Raw genomic sequence first — 14,860 nt, 5'->3', positions numbered from 1 at the left:
CGTATTGCATACGCCCCCATTGCATACGCCCAATATTGCATACACCGACATTATCATGAAATACAATCCAAAAATCCATCACCGACGCTCTATTCGCCTCAAAGGATATAACTATTCGCAACCCGGAGCTTATTTTATTACCCTCTGTACCTATCAACGACAATGTTGGTTTGGAGAAATTCGTCAAGCCCAAATGCACCTCAATCAAATTGGTAAAATTGTCGAACAAGAATGGTTAAAATCGGCTCAAATGCGACCCAATATAAAATTGGATGAATGGATTATTATGCCAAATCATTTACACGTAATTGTATGGATTGTTCAATCGGGATTGGAGATTAAATCTGAGGATAGGTTATCCAATACGGAATTATCTAATACGGGTTTATCCAATACGGAATTATCTAATACGGGTTTATCCAATACGGAATTATCTAATACGGAATTATCTAATACGGAATTATCTAATACGGAATTATCTAATACGGAATTATCTAATACGGAATTATCTAATACGGGCGTATGCAATACGCCCCTACGGGGGGGATTTCGGCGTCAGGGTAATTCTTTGGCTTCGTTTATTGGTGGGTTTAAAGGGGCTGTCACAAGGCGAATTAATCAATGCTGTAACAACAATTCTATTCCGATTTGGCAACGGAATTATTATGAATCAATTATCCGAGATGAAAAAGGATTGAATCAGATTCGAGAATATATTCAAAATAATCCTCTATCTTGGGGCGAAGATATTGACAATCCTCAATGTAATTCTAATTTTAAAAAAAATGATCTGGATTTGGTATTTTAACCGTAGGGGCGTATTGCATACGCCCATATAGAATCCAGCCTCATCCCAAAACTATCAACTATCAAACCTCAGTATTTTTACGGAAACCGAAAATTATTGAACTGCAAATATCGTTAACATTACGGATTGATTAATCCCTAGACTTGCGAATAAAATAAACACAAGGCATCTACTTATTCACCATGAAATCAAACGGTCAAAGGGTTCACTCCGATGAGTCCGAGTTAATCTTACCCGACTTAACGCCTTATTGGAAATTGACCCAAACCAAAACCTCCAACTCCATCCTTCTCAAAGCCAAAAACAGTTCAATCACTCATCAGTTAACCCCCGAAGAAGGTTTTGCACTGCGGCACTTTATCGGAAAATTTACAATCCCGCAGGTTCAAAAAGCCTGTCAAAAACAATTCAATCATCTCCCCGAAGATTTTGTATCGAACCTTCTACAAAAACTGATAGCACTGCAAATTTTAGCTTGGGATCACGGGGAAGAATATCCCAATAACTCAACTTTAAAAAACGAGGAGAATGAAAAAGAATATCCCCCCCAACCCCCCTTAAAAAAGGGGGAGAATGAAGAAAAAATCTTACTCAAACTAAAAGACTGCGTTCACTGGATAGAACACCCCGAAGGTTATTGGATACTTCGCAACCCCGAAGACGTTAAATTTCTGCAAGTCGGACAGCAAGACAAAACCATTATAGACCAACTCAAATATCAACCCGTTTCGGTTGTCGCTGCGGAATTTTGTGTATCTCAAACTCACATCAAACTGCTGCTGCAAAAACTAACGGTAACTGCAATGTTGGAGGGAACTAAACCCCCAAAACCACCCAAACGCAAGTTTAACCCCATGCAGTTATTATTCTTTCGCATTCCCCTGTTTAACCCCGACAAATGGTTAAGCCAACATATCAACAAACTGCGATGGATATGGACTCAACCTGTTGCTTTTCTACTCACAATATTTATCATAACTTCCGCCACTATTGGCTATTCTCAAAAAGATGAAATTCTCTACACGGGACTTCAACTGTTAAGCAATGCGGGGGGTTCAATGTTGGTTCCCTTTGGACTTTTGGCGATGTTTGTCGTCACCCTTCACGAACTCGGACACGCTTTCACCCTAAAACAATATGGGGGTATTGTACCCGAAATTGGGTTGTTAATTATGATGTTCATGCCTGCCGCTTATACTAATACCACAGATAGTTACTGTTTGGTGAAACGCCATCAACGGGTTTTGGTGATAGCAGCCGGGGTCTTAGTACAGTTTACCATTTCGGCGATCGCACTGCTGTTGTGGAATTGGTCAAACCCGAGCAGTTGGCTACACACAACCAGCTATTTATTGATGACTGCGGCTTTATTTACCGTTGCATTGAACCTCAACCCTTTAGCCCGTTTTGACGGCTACTATCTGGCTTCGGCAACAACCGGAATTAACAACCTCAGAAGCCGTTCTTTTAAATTGTACCAAAAATTCTTCACCGGAAAACCTAACTTAGAAAATCGACGGGACACATTAATATTAGCCTGTTACGCTCCCTTTAGTTTGGTATACATCTACTTTGTGTTTGGGTTTCTGCTGTTGCGAGTTGCAGATTGGTCATTTACCAATATCCCCACCCTGAGTTTAATTTTACTGTTGATTTGGGGAATTTATTCAGTTTTACCCGAACCAAAATCTTAATTGGTGTTTATCGGGCAAACACTGTAATAATTATTGATTTTTTATCTTGTTAGTTCAAATTATAAATTAATTTTAAATTCATTGAACTAAAAAGTTTTTACTTAAATTTTGAATTGTTGTTTATTGATTCAACTCCCATGACTTCTACACCCAAAAACTCCTCCCAACCCCGTCTAAAAGTCGTTCCGCCTGCGGTTCCTGAACCTGCCAAACCCCAAGAGAAACCCGTTCAAGCTCCCATTGAACAAACTCCCAAAAAATCCACCTTTCCAAGGCAATGGATAGCCTGGGGAGTTATAATATTGGGACTGGGTGGAATTGGGATGATTCCAGTCAACCATTCGATTAGCGGCAAAACAATTATTACACCAACAGTCGGCGAACGTCAATCGGTTACAATGCCGGAAACGGGAACGTTAACCCTGCACGTTCGTTCAAATCAAACGGTAAAACCCGGAGATATTTTAGCAACAGTTTCGAGTTCCAGTTTGGAGGATAAAAAAGCAGCAGCACAACAAAAAATTGGGGAAGCAAAAACCGCAGTTAATTCGGCTCAACAGCAATTAATATTGGCTCAAACCCGCCTGGAAGTTGCCAAGAGTTTAGAATCAATTGCCCTCGAACAAAGGAACAGTAAACGGCAAGAATTAAATCAAGCACAATTTTCTTCGGGGGCGGCAAGAATGAGGGCGTTAGAGCGGGAACAAGCGGGGATTGAAAGCGAAATTAAAGGGATTGAAAACCAAATCTTGGGACTGGAAAATGAAAGGGCGGGGTTAGAAAATGAAATTATTGGAATTGAGAATAATATTGAAGGATTAAATGAGCAATTAGAAATTGTTGAGTCGGCTTTAGAAAAGCGACAGGGATTGGTAACGGAAGGATTAATTGGTTCGGCTTCTCCAGAATTAATGAGTTTAGAAGTGCAAGCATCCGAGTTAAAAACTCAAATAAAAAGGGAAGAAAATTCGATAGAAACTTATCAACAAAAAATTAATCAAAAACAGAACCAGATTTTACAAACTCAACAGTTAATTAACCAACGCCGACAGCAAATCGGGGTGAAGTCGGAAGGAGTTAATGAAATTATTGAAAGCTTAGAACAACAGTTGGAAGAAGCGGAAAACTTTGTTGAACAAAAAACGATTGAACGAATATCGGCACAGCGGGAAGTAGATGCTTCACTGGCGGAAATTGCGGACAAACAGTATTTATTATCCCAGCAGTCAGCGGAATTCAACCGTTTAGAACAGCAACAGCAACAGTTAGCAATTCAAGCCACAGTATCCGGTACAATTACAACAACGGATTTGGATTTATTGAATAACCAAACCTTGGAAGCGGGACGAGAAATTTTGAACGTTGTTAATTTATCGAGTTTAACCGGGTTGGTTGAAATTCAACAGGAGGAAATTGATTTAATTCATCAAAGCCTACCCGTAACGTTTAAACCCCGTCAGGCGACGGTAGACCAATATCAAGCTAAAATAGAAGATATTCAACCTGTGATTAAATCCGACGAGTCGGGACAAAACTCGGTGTTGCAAATTCGGATTACGATTGATAATGATGACCGCCAACTGCAACCGGGGTTAGAAGGAGTCGCCCATATTAAAACTCCCCAACTGCGGGTTTATCAGAAAGTTTCGCGGGAGTTCTTTAAGTTATTTCCCTGGTGGAAACTGTAAGCTTATATCCTTTAATGTTACAACAAACTAAAACAAAAAATTGTAACATTAAATAATTACTTAGGGATAAAATAGTTATAAATTCGTTATCCATAAATACAATGACTGCAAAATTTAGTCCAGGGTTTCGACTTTTTATTGTAGATACAGGTTTTGCCATCTGTATTGCTTTGTTGAGCTTTCGCTTGTGGTCAGTACATGAAAGATTATCTTTAATGATTTTGAGTTCAGCTATTCAATTCTTTTTATTTTGCAATGTATTTAGAGTTTCCCGAATACCTGAATTAATTTGGGCTTCTTTATATGTATTAATTTGCCTCGTAGGATTAATGTATGAATTAAGCATTGTGCTATGGGGAACAATAGGGCTATTAATTGGCATCGTAATAATAGTTATTGAATGTCAACGTCCGTCCTATTATGGAATTATGTGGAAGAAAATCAACCCGAATCTTGAACAATGGTTTAAAGATAACGTGGCTAAATAATAGGAGATTCAGAGTAACTAAATTTCTGTTTAATCGACTCACTATTACAATTTTGTATGCACTAAAAAAATTCAGGATTTAAGATTAAAATATTACCGAAAAGAGAACGAATAAGGTAAAGTTTTAGTCCTGTTAATTTTTCCAACTTTTATAAAAATTTACATCATGTCCTAGTTTGCACATATCTCGGCTTTACCCCTACTTTAGAGCAGGCTTTGCTGAATATTGGTTATGACAAGCGTTCCTCATCCCAATAATTATCCGGAAGTATTCGCAAACTATATACGCGAATACTCTCTCCTTTGTTAAGTTGATCAACAGTATCAGTTGCTACTCAACCCCCCACCACACAAATAGCAGATCTTATCTACATAAATTCCTAAAAATTCTGCTATTTCTTTTTGCGTTTTTCCATTATTCAGCAAGAGTAGAATTAGAATTATTTCTCGAATTCCGCTATTATCTTCTCGCTTTAATTCCAAAAGCAGCTTTTCTTTTTGTTCTGGCTTTAAGTCATTTGGGGCAAGCCTCTTGACCCAATTACTAACCTAATTACTGATTTAAGTTTACTTCATCGTATCACAGTTTAAATGCTTAATAGCTTACTGTTTCCTTCAAGATGAGATTTTTAAAAAATTGGGATCGGATTGCTACACCATTACAGAGACACAAAGAATATGAAGATTGAGGCTTGATACGCTTTGTATGTCTGCAATTGTGTTTTTGCTAAAGTAAGTAGATGTAGCTCTCGTTATTCTTAAAAATTGAGAAAGTCGTTAATCTCTAGGGGACGAGTAATATTAGGATTATTTTGCACCACTAATAAGGCATTTGTTCCAGTAATATCAGAAATCAAGAACCCTTCAATTGGGCCACCACTTGTTTGTATTGTTTGTAGAGGACTAATGGAAATGAACGACGCAACAGAGGGAACAATAAATTGAATTCCATCTGTCTCTCCGGGTACAGTGGAGAAGTCTGTAATTAAACTCACAGCAGCCGGGTCAGTGGTGTTGGGAAGTTCGGCAATGAAAAATCGATCCACTCCAGGTCCCCCTGTGAGGGTATCAACACCCGTTGACCCAATTAAAGTATCATCCCCCAAATCGCCAAATACAACGTTATTCCCAGGGCCACCAGAAACAACATCATTACCTTGGCCGCCAAATACAAAGTCATCTCCCAGCGCCCCCGCTAGGGTATCATCACCGAGATTACCAAAAACCTGATCGTTGCCGCCAAAACCATCAATCTCATCTTGATCCTGGCCACCAAATAAACTATCGGTACTACTTGTTCCCGTCAGGTTATCATTACCTGTATTACCCAGTACAATTAATGCTGTTCCATTCCCGACCGCAGATGTATCGACATTGGAACCATTTAAAGTATCGTTTCCATCCAGCAGTGAGATTTCTAGTTGGCTAATATCTGCATTGGACTCTACACCATCACTATCTCGTATAGAAGTAGGAAAACCAACTAAATCATTTAGCTCTGTTCCGAATGCGACTTGACGCGCAGGATCAACCTCGCCAGCAAAGCCCGCTTCTACAAAGCCAACATCAACAAAATTACTAGTCATAAGCTGTTTTTTGATTCTTTCTCAATTTTCTCTGCCCTAGATTGTATATCATCAGCAAAATGGGTAAAGCAACTTGAGGCAAAACTAGCGTTACTGTGACTGAGGGCAATCTAGATAATATTGCAGCTTTCAATATTTGAGCAGGTCTTGACAAGCATTCAAGCGAAATCACTGAAACATCCGTTACGCACCACACCGGGACTTGACACCCAAACTTAGGCGGGAAATTGCTATCTATTTGTTCTAGTAAATGTAAATTGTAAATTGCTAGAACAAACAGGAAACCGATACAAACCCTTGTCTATCGGGAATTTCAGGAGATTGTCTTCAAGAGTCAGATAACAAATCTCTTATGCGGTTTGCCATCTTGGTCAACTCCCGCATGGCGTCTCTGGCGGCAAATTTTTCCACCCATTCCTGATAGTCGGGGCTGTTGGCATAAGACCCTCGTTCGGTTTTAGAGCCGTAATTCTTAATATGATGGTGGCGTTTTTTTCCCTCAATTTATTCAACCACTTTTAGATATTGATATTCTTCGTATGCAGGGACGGTATAATGAAGTTCACCGGAATTTGACCAACAAAAACCCGAATAAACCATCGCTAAGTTTGTCTCCTTCTTTTTATCCTTAAATTGTTCGTTAAACAGTTCAATAACTTTAGAATCAGTCACTTTTTATCCCTTAGCGATGCGTTTGCGCTTTACGGTGTAAGTGTGCCACTTAAATTTTTCACCCGCAGCATCATCTTTTAGAGTCAATATTTCGGCTTCTATTTGATTTAAAGTATTCTCCAAAATAGGTTTTAATAGTTTAATTTTCCCCTGATCAACGTCATCTAAATAATCAACATTTATCCCCGCACAGCCAATTCTTTTACTGCCGATGAATTTGGTTATAGCGTTTTTCAATCTAATGAGGTACAATAACAACAATGAGTAAACCAGTTACGAATATCTTCTGTAGACACTTCATTAAAAGCAAATTCAATAGCTTCAGATAAGTCAGGATATGTTCTCGCAACAATCTTACGCCAAATACTTTTCAGTTTTGACCGCTCCGTTCACTTGAATTAAATTCAAGTGCCTGCGGAGCGGCGCCCAGACGCGCCAACAATTTTCTATAGGATTAAACTCGGGAGAATAGGTCGGAAGATACAGTAACTTAGCTCCAGCTTTCTCAATTAATTGTCTAATCCTTTCTCCCTTATGAATCGAACAATTATCCAGAATTACCCAAGCTCCTTCCCAAAGTTTAGGAACTAACTTTAATGCTATAGTATTCTATTAAATTGTAGATCTTCTGACTTCTGACTTCATTTGACACGCACCACACGAAACCCGAAATAGCGGTAGTCGATGCCGGAGTTATTGATACTGCGGTACGCGGAGCGGCAGTGCCTCGAATAGTAGAGCCAGGAGCCGCCACGAAGGATTTTACTATAACCTGTAGTATCTGTAGTTTTTGTATTTTGTGACAACCACGCGCTACCATCATCGGGTGCGCCCTCATAGTTGTCGTGGAAATCATCCTCGCACCATTCCCAAACGTTGCCGTGCATATCGCACAAACCGAAGGGATTCGCCACTTTGAAGTAGCCGACCGGGGTGGTTTGTTCTCGATATTCTCCTTTGGGGCCTCTGCCGTAGGAACCGCTGTAGGTCTCGCCGCCAATTTCTCGATCCGTTCCGCAATAGTTAGCCAGGTCTGTGGTGATGGTTTCTCCAAAGTGAAAGGGTGTTGCGGTTCCGGCGCGACAGGCGTATTCCCACTGGGCTTCAGTTGGGAGGCGGTAATCTCTGCCCGTTTTTTGACTCAATCGGGCGCAGAATTCTTTGGCATCTAACCAGGAGACTTGCTCAACGGGACGACTCCAACGGTCATAATTTTCGTAGGCATCTTTGAACTCTGAGGGGTCGGGCTTGAGATCCCGTTCAATCTTCTCGGTGGTTTCAACAACGGCTTTCCACTGACCCTGAGTGATGGGATAACGCCCCATAAAAAACTCTGAAACGGTAACTTCATGTTGGGGGCTTTCCCGGTCTAAGCGTTCCAATTCATCCTCGGTCGAACCCATTATAAACCTTCCTGCGGGAATTTTCACCATCGCCAGTTCAACATTATTACCCAACATTTCGACATAGTATTCAGCCTGTCGCGTTTGCTTGCGAATTGTTATTTTTGCCATAGTGTAAATTACCGTGCCAAGTGTATGATACAAATGTACAAGATGATGCAGTGGTCACAAAACCAATATAGAGTTTCTCAAAGCCTGAAAGTTCGCTAATGAGTCATTATCCTTTACAATTACCGGAGACGTTGCTGAAGGAAATTGAACGTCTAGCCGAAGAAAATAAAATCTATATCGAGCAGTGGTTGCTGAGTGCTATTACTGAAAAGATTGAAGCTCAAAAAGTTGTCCGACTGTTGCAAAGTTATGCGGAAAAAGCAAATTACAATCTGCTGACTTCTGACTTCATCTAACACGCACCACACGAAAACCAACGAAACTGAAGATGAAGTCGCGCGGAAGATAGTAGTCGCGGTAGGCAGAACGACAATCACAAGGAATGTCGACCCATGAGCCGCCCCGCAGTGCTACCCCTGTTGATTCTGTACGGTCTTCGTCTATCCAGGCACTTTCATCTGTTGGCGCACCTTCATAGCTTTCGTGATGGTCATCTAAGCACCATTCCCAAACATTGCCGTGCATATCGTAGAGTCCCCAAGCATTGGCGGGAAAACTCCCCACATCTGTCGTTTGTTCTCGATACTCGCCTTTGGGACTTCTATTGTAGGTGTGGTTTGCGTGATAGTTGACGAGTTCGGTTGTGATGATTTCTCCAAAGTAAAATGGGGTTTGGGTTCCCGCACGACAGGCATATTCCCATTCCGCCTCACTGGGTAGACGATAAACTTGACCTGTATATTGGGAGAGTCGAGCGCAAAATTCAACCGCATCGTACCAGGACACTTGTTCTACAGGTCGATTATCTCCTTTAAATCTGGATGGGTCAGGATTAAGATCTCGTTTAATTTTTGGCACCTGAGTGATAATGGTTTTCCATTGAATTTGGGTAATAGGATAGCGACCCATGAAGAAAGTAGAAACATTGACTTCATGTTGCGGACTTTCACGTTCCGAGCGTTCTAATTCATCTTCCGGGGAACCCATCAGAAACCTACCTGCGGGGATTCTGACCAGTTCGAGTTGAATGCCATTTCCCAAGTCTTCTATTACCCCTGAGATTTGCTGTTTCTCTTTTTGAATGACCCATTCATATTCATGCTTGCTTCCCTTCGATGAGCGGGGCTGACGTTTCAACGTTGCCACATCAAATTCAAAGGTTACGGTTTCTTCAACCTCAATAAAGGCAACTTCAAAAGTGTCGGTTTGAATTGGGGGTTCTGGGAGGGGTTGATCGTCTTGACCGTCTGGGCCATCGGTTTTTCTGTTGCGGTTGTTGGAAATCTCCACATCATCGGCTATTTCCCGGGCAAATTCGGCATATTCTCCGCCCATGTTTTCCAATACTTCGACTGCAACTTCGGCGAAGGGTAATATTTTCTCCCGCTCTCCCTCTTCATAGTCCGGCAACAATGCCAGCAATGCCCGAAAACTGCGAATGGGTCGGTCTATTTCTTTGGCGATGTAACTCGAAATGGCATCAAGGACTGCGGTGGTTTCGTTGCGTCCCATTGCCTCGTTCAACGCCTGTCGCACGCCTGGAAGAAAATCATAGACTGGTTCGGTGCCGTTGGAGTCGGTTGGGGTTAGCAGTCCCCCCATGTAAACTTCCGCCACATGAACCGGGGTGGCTTCTGGTAATAGGGTTTTGCGAATGAGATTGACGACGGACAGGTTCACGGGTGCGGCTGCCATCATTCCCGCCAGTCGTTGAGCAGTGACAGAAGCGGTTGCTAAAAATCGACTAACTTGGGTTTTGGCTGAATATTCGCGCTGATCTTCAACTTCTGTCGATTGGCTTTGGTACTGTTCCCGAACAAATTCCAAATCAAATAAAAAGGTGGGTATTCGGGCGTTGCTTGACCCGGACACCACCCGACACCAATTGTTTAAAAGTTCAGGTTCGGGTCGGATAACGGGTAAAACTAGGGCGTTTTGACCGTCTACGGGTATCCAGGCGGGAAGGTTCTCCAGGATGAGGCGAGGGTTGGCAACTCCGGGAGCGATCGCGGTGCCGAACAGTTGGCGTCCGGTTCCCAGTTGGGTGCTATCCCAAAGCCATTCGGGAAACAGTTGTAACACCGTTGTCGGGCCGTGTTCTGACCAGGTTTTCAGCCACTTGTGGATGCTGGCGTTCTGCCAAACGGTTGAGGTACAATCGCTGACGAGGATAACGGCTCCCCGTTGGTTGGGATGGATCAGTTCCCGGTGGCTGTGTTGGCACTGACGGGGTTTTCCGCTTCGATGTCGCCGGACTAATTGGGGTTGGGCGTCGGAACCGAACAAACTCCACACCCGCACGTTGCGAAAGGCGCCGTGAGTTTCAAACAGTTGTTGGAGTTCGCCGACGGTTTCTTTCCAGATGAAGGCGGAGCGGGATTCTTCGACAACCAGTTCCAAGTCTAGCCAGCGCTCGGGTTCGGGTTGGGTGACGGGCATCCACAGGTCCCGCTCGGCTATTCGAGTCACCGTTGCTTCTTCGTCTAACACGTTTCCCGTTGGAGAGGGAACTTTCCGCATCAGGGGACGCAGCGATCGCCCCAATTCTAGCGCGTTCAGCAGGGCGGGGGCGGCCGGAACTTGCAGGGGTAAACTCTTGATGGGGGCTTGTTCGGGGGTTTGTTGGGGGGAGTCTTCGGTAATAATTGAAACGGTGGGTTCGGTTTCCGTTGGGGGTTCTGGAAGTTCACCCTCTACAATTTCAACTGTTGGGTCAGGGTCGGTTTCTAGTTTGTCTTCGGGTTTTTGGGAAGTTTGTACCTCACCCATTTGCAGCGCTAACCAAATACTATCGGCGAGATCTTCATCGCTGAGTTCGAGGCGTTTTAACAGTCCGGTTTTTTCAAATCGGTCGATTAAACGTTTAACGGCATAATGAAGATTGGAATCGCTCATTTTCAGTATTTATCCAGCCTAACTTCTGACTTCTGACTTCAAACTTCTGACTTCATTTAGTCCTCATCTTCAACTCTGCCCAAGTCTTTTAAGATTTGTTCGATCAATTCATCTTTAGTGGAAATGCGACCCCTAACAACCATAAAAACGGCATTGAGAAGTTGATCTGTTGCCAGGGTTCCTTCATCCCGCTTTTCAATAAACTGATGAATCAAATCTTGTGATTCCTGTGCTATTGTTTCATCTAAATGAGCCGCTACAATTCTCGTGAGTTCTTCTTTTGTTGGCGGCTTCATGGTTAACCGCAAACACCGCCGCAAAAAGGGAGCCGGAAAATCCCGCTCTCCGTTGCTGGTCATCACCACGAAGGGAAAAGCGGTGCAGGTTATTCGTCCGTTGTGAATTTGAGCGCTGATATCGGAGCGAGTGATTTCTTCGTATTCGTCACTGTAGGCGGTGCGAACGGTTACGGTATTAACTTCTTCTTTGATTCTAACCAATTCGGGAATTTCAAATGATCCTTCTTCGAGAATTGTTAGTAAGTTATTGGGGAGGTCAATATCGCTTTTGTCAATTTCGTCTATTAGAAGAACCCGAGGACGTTTTGAAGGAAGCAAAGCGGTTCCCAAAGAGCCGAGAGTGATGTATTTTTCTATTTGTTGAAGTTGTTTTCGGCGTTCTTCTGGGGAAAGGGTTTGATTGTTTGGGGTTTCCTGCTGTTTGGCTTCCTGTAACCGACCAATGGCATCATAATCGTAGAGTCCATCTTTGAGGCTGGTACGGGTGGTAATCGGCCAGTAAAGCACTTCCCCCAGTTTAAGCTGTCTTGCTACGGCGTAGGCGAGGGAAGATTTGCCCGTTCCCGGTTTTCCAGTGATGAGTAGGGGTCGTCGCAGGTACAAAGCGGCGTTGATCATTTTTACTTCATCGGGACGCACCTGAAAAGTTTCACCCCTTCGTTTCAGGCGACTTTCTCCGGGTTGGCTTTCCTGGCCAAACGGTCGCCAACTGGGAGGGGGTGGCAAATTTTTAATACCATCGTGAGGTTCTGCATTCTGTTTGAAAATTTCCCAGTCACTCATGGCTTCGACATTCCCAGTTGTTGGGCAGGGGGTACGAGATTGAAATCATCCCAAAGCAATGATAAGTGGCCGATGTGTGTGTCACTTTCTTTTTCCCAAGCTTCATAGCGCTGGTTTCTAATACTCTTTGGTAGTTCATTCCAGCAACAAGACTGGCAGATTTTATCCAATTCTCCATTACACATCAGACTTTCCGCTTCTGACCTGATCCACAGTGCTACGGGAATTCCTGCATAGTAAAAAGTTTCCATAATTGATTGTTGTTTTGAGGCTTGAAGCACTTCTTTTAATCGGACTGCCACCACATCATCCGAATTAATTTGCTTGAACAATTTTTTGGGGCTTCCCCAATCTGAAAGATGCAAAATATCAATAGCTTGTTTGCGTGGTTTTCCAGTCAGTGCTTGCCATTTTGTTCTCGATTTGTTGACATATATATCTGAATTTTCGGGAAGCTTGAGACGTTCCGAGAATCTTACTGCCACTTCACATTCGACACCCCATATAGTTTTTAAGTGTTCGGGAACGCTATCATCAATCGACCATTGATCGATGGATTTTCTCTCCCGGTCAATTAATCTGTAGGGAAGAAAGAGTTGGATTTTCTTAACGTTGCATTGGCACAGGGAAGAAGCTTGGGCAAAAATTAACTGTAGGAGTTCAGATAGATTTTGGGGTGACTTTCCGCTATAAATAGCGGTTTTGTTAATTAGAATGCCCTTTTCATTAATGCAAAAATTATCCTGATCAGTCAGGAGATGACAGCTTTCGATCTGGACGGGAGTATATTTTTGTGCATCTTTAATCAGCCATGCCCTGACGACTAAAGAACTACTTTGTTCAAAAATTCCCACCAATAAACAGGGTTCTTTTTCTCCGGCTTCAGTTCTCTGTTGTTCTTTAATAGCCCGCTCCTTTTTTAAAGGATTCAAAAAATTTTCAGGTTCATCTTTTAAATAAAACTTGAGCCATTGGGTTAACTGTGAGTGAAGTTCAGGAGAATGTTTCAAATCTTTGAGGTGCAAAAATAAGTAACCGATGAATTTATCAAGTAATTCATAATTTTCCAAATTTTGAATCATCTCAGTTGGAGATTCGGGAAATTCGGATAAAGATTTACCCGAACTTAGCGGAATTGAATTTTGAGGCAAAGATTGATAATAAGCATAACGGATCTCTTTCTCAAGGCTTTTAAAATAATTTTGGAATATAGCGATCGCCTTCTGAATTCTTCCATTAACTTGACAAACTTGTGCCAAATCTCCAACTTTTAGTAATAGGTCTGTTGGGGTGATAAATGCAACTTTGGCTTCCGGTCGTTTACCATCTTCCGTGACTGCCATACCCACAACACCTTGAAGTTGTTCATCCCAAATTGCTGTGCCACTAAACCCTTTTTCCAAACGAAGTCCTGTTTCTTTGATATCCTCAACCTGAATACGACCTTTGCCCACCCGTCCTCGCAAGATTCCTGTTGCCCATTCTCCATTACTCCCTTTTTCGGGAAAACCTAATGCTCGGAAACGATGTCCCCAAAGGCTTTCATTTCCTGTCAAAATTAGGTTAATGGGTTCGGCACGTTCAGGAAGTTGATCGGGGTTGAGCAGTTTTAATACCGCAATATCTTGTATATTTTCATCGGTTTTTAAAGGACACCAGAACGCTACTTCTGTCTTGAGTTTTTTACCGATTTCAAGAACCGGAAAATCAATTTCAATGATTTGAGTTGGTTTTTCTTCCTGCTTAGAAGATATTCCTTCGGTCGTAAAAGCAACAACATGAGCGCAGGTTAAGATGTACTGAGGGGAAACTAAAAATCCCGATCCAGCAATGTTCCCTGCCGACTTAAATACTCTAACAACAGCTAATTCTAGTGCCGAAGCCATAACAGATGATCAACTTTGGGGTTTATGTCTAGCTAGGGTTTCTTCTGTGTGTTATTCCATTTCAGGGTAATCTCGTAATTCACTTCTGCACTACCCGATGCGATGACCGCCCCCAGTCCCGCACTCATCTTCACCCCAAATTTGACTTCAACTGCATCTGCGGGTTGGTTTAAATCCTTAACTTTTTTGATAATTGCGTTGGCAACAGGCTGAATGCTAGAAAGGGCTTTCGCGAGTGTTTGTTTGGCTTGTATCACCGTCTCATCTCCAAGTCCAATCAGCCCTTCATCCTCATCAACGCTTTCAGGGATAGGAAGTTTCTCATCTACTTCCATATAGACAAAGGATTGTTCGTCGTCATCTAACTGAAATTTTACCAGTCGTGCCGCCATTACCTTTCTCCTGTCAGCAAAGTTTCACCTCATCCTGTATATCCTACGCTACTTTGTGTTGGCAACTCCTATACTAGAAAGTGCCGGACTCCAAATTTATCGCTGTGATGGAGAAAAGTTCTGGGTTCTGCATTGGCGACGCTGTGGAAATTTTAA

Annotated in this window: 14 protein-coding genes; 5 read left to right on the top strand and 9 right to left on the bottom strand. The window is 42.5% G+C overall.

Annotated features, from left to right (window positions below):
• Positions 1 to 55: 55 nt before the first annotated feature.
• From M595_RS06175 to M595_RS06160, 4 genes are all read left to right on the top strand, one after another.
• Positions 56 to 808 (top strand): pentapeptide repeat-containing protein, encoded by a 753-nt coding sequence (locus M595_RS06175; protein WP_023065152.1) that lies wholly within the window; start codon positions 56 to 58, stop codon positions 806 to 808.
• 182 nt (positions 809 to 990) lie between these two features.
• On the top strand, positions 991 to 2,502 hold the full coding sequence (locus tag M595_RS06170) for a zinc metalloprotease (RefSeq protein WP_023065206.1): 1,512 nt from the start codon (positions 991 to 993) through the stop codon (positions 2,500 to 2,502).
• Between the two features lie 137 nt (positions 2,503 to 2,639).
• On the top strand, positions 2,640 to 4,190 hold the full coding sequence (locus M595_RS06165) for an HlyD family secretion protein (protein WP_040483663.1): 1,551 nt from the start codon (positions 2,640 to 2,642) through the stop codon (positions 4,188 to 4,190).
• Positions 4,191 to 4,291: 101 nt separating this feature from the next.
• Complete coding sequence (locus tag M595_RS06160) at positions 4,292 to 4,678, top strand: hypothetical protein (protein ID WP_040483662.1); 387 nt, start codon at positions 4,292 to 4,294, stop codon at positions 4,676 to 4,678.
• 757 nt (positions 4,679 to 5,435) lie between these two features.
• Here the strand turns inward: M595_RS06160 and M595_RS06155 are convergent.
• From M595_RS06155 to M595_RS06145, 5 genes are all read right to left on the bottom strand, one after another.
• Positions 5,436 to 6,263, bottom strand: a complete 828-nt coding sequence (locus M595_RS06155; protein ID WP_023065201.1) for a calcium-binding protein — start codon at positions 6,261 to 6,263, stop codon at positions 5,436 to 5,438.
• A gap of 504 nt (positions 6,264 to 6,767) precedes the next feature.
• Positions 6,768 to 6,935: a hypothetical protein gene (locus tag M595_RS31050; RefSeq protein WP_023065232.1), complete on the bottom strand. Its 168-nt coding sequence runs from the start codon at positions 6,933 to 6,935 to the stop codon at positions 6,768 to 6,770.
• 3 nt (positions 6,936 to 6,938) lie between these two features.
• Entirely contained in the window at positions 6,939 to 7,172 is a 234-nt protein-coding gene (locus M595_RS06150; RefSeq protein WP_071809879.1) for a hypothetical protein, read from the bottom strand.
• A 117-nt stretch (positions 7,173 to 7,289) separates the two neighbouring features.
• Entirely contained in the window at positions 7,290 to 7,538 is a 249-nt protein-coding gene (locus tag M595_RS29075; RefSeq protein WP_203419022.1) for a transposase, read from the bottom strand.
• 38 nt (positions 7,539 to 7,576) lie between these two features.
• Positions 7,577 to 8,449 (bottom strand): formylglycine-generating enzyme family protein, encoded by an 873-nt coding sequence (locus M595_RS06145; RefSeq protein ID WP_023065234.1) that lies wholly within the window; start codon positions 8,447 to 8,449, stop codon positions 7,577 to 7,579.
• 98 nt (positions 8,450 to 8,547) lie between these two features.
• Here M595_RS06145 and M595_RS06140 point away from each other — a divergent pair, with 98 nt between their 5' ends.
• Complete coding sequence (locus M595_RS06140) at positions 8,548 to 8,745, top strand: hypothetical protein (RefSeq protein ID WP_023065179.1); 198 nt, start codon at positions 8,548 to 8,550, stop codon at positions 8,743 to 8,745.
• Here the strand turns inward: M595_RS06140 and M595_RS32860 are convergent.
• The 4 genes from M595_RS32860 to M595_RS06120 are packed head-to-tail and all read right to left on the bottom strand — an operon-like array spanning position 8,738 to position 14,704.
• Positions 8,738 to 11,344, bottom strand: a complete 2,607-nt coding sequence (locus M595_RS32860; RefSeq protein WP_023065259.1) for a formylglycine-generating enzyme family protein — start codon at positions 11,342 to 11,344, stop codon at positions 8,738 to 8,740. The genes M595_RS06140 and M595_RS32860 overlap by 8 nt on opposite strands.
• Before the next feature lie 56 nt (positions 11,345 to 11,400).
• Positions 11,401 to 12,426: an AAA family ATPase gene (locus tag M595_RS06130; protein WP_023065192.1), complete on the bottom strand. Its 1,026-nt coding sequence runs from the start codon at positions 12,424 to 12,426 to the stop codon at positions 11,401 to 11,403.
• Positions 12,423 to 14,312 carry a VMAP-C domain-containing protein gene (locus M595_RS06125; RefSeq protein WP_023065244.1) on the bottom strand — a complete coding sequence of 630 codons (1,890 nt, stop codon included), beginning with the start codon at positions 14,310 to 14,312 and terminating at the stop codon, positions 12,423 to 12,425. Before M595_RS06125 ends, M595_RS06130 begins: the two co-directional genes overlap by 4 nt.
• Positions 14,313 to 14,344: 32 nt before the next feature.
• Complete coding sequence (locus tag M595_RS06120; protein WP_023065218.1) at positions 14,345 to 14,704, bottom strand: CU044_2847 family protein; 360 nt, start codon at positions 14,702 to 14,704, stop codon at positions 14,345 to 14,347.
• Positions 14,705 to 14,860: the final 156 nt, after the last annotated feature.

Source organism: Lyngbya aestuarii BL J, from assembly GCF_000478195.2.
Taxonomy (GTDB): domain Bacteria; phylum Cyanobacteriota; class Cyanobacteriia; order Cyanobacteriales; family Microcoleaceae; genus Capilliphycus; species Capilliphycus aestuarii.
Note: the sequence above shows the minus strand (reverse complement) of the source record. Positions and strands in the feature narration are given on the sequence as shown.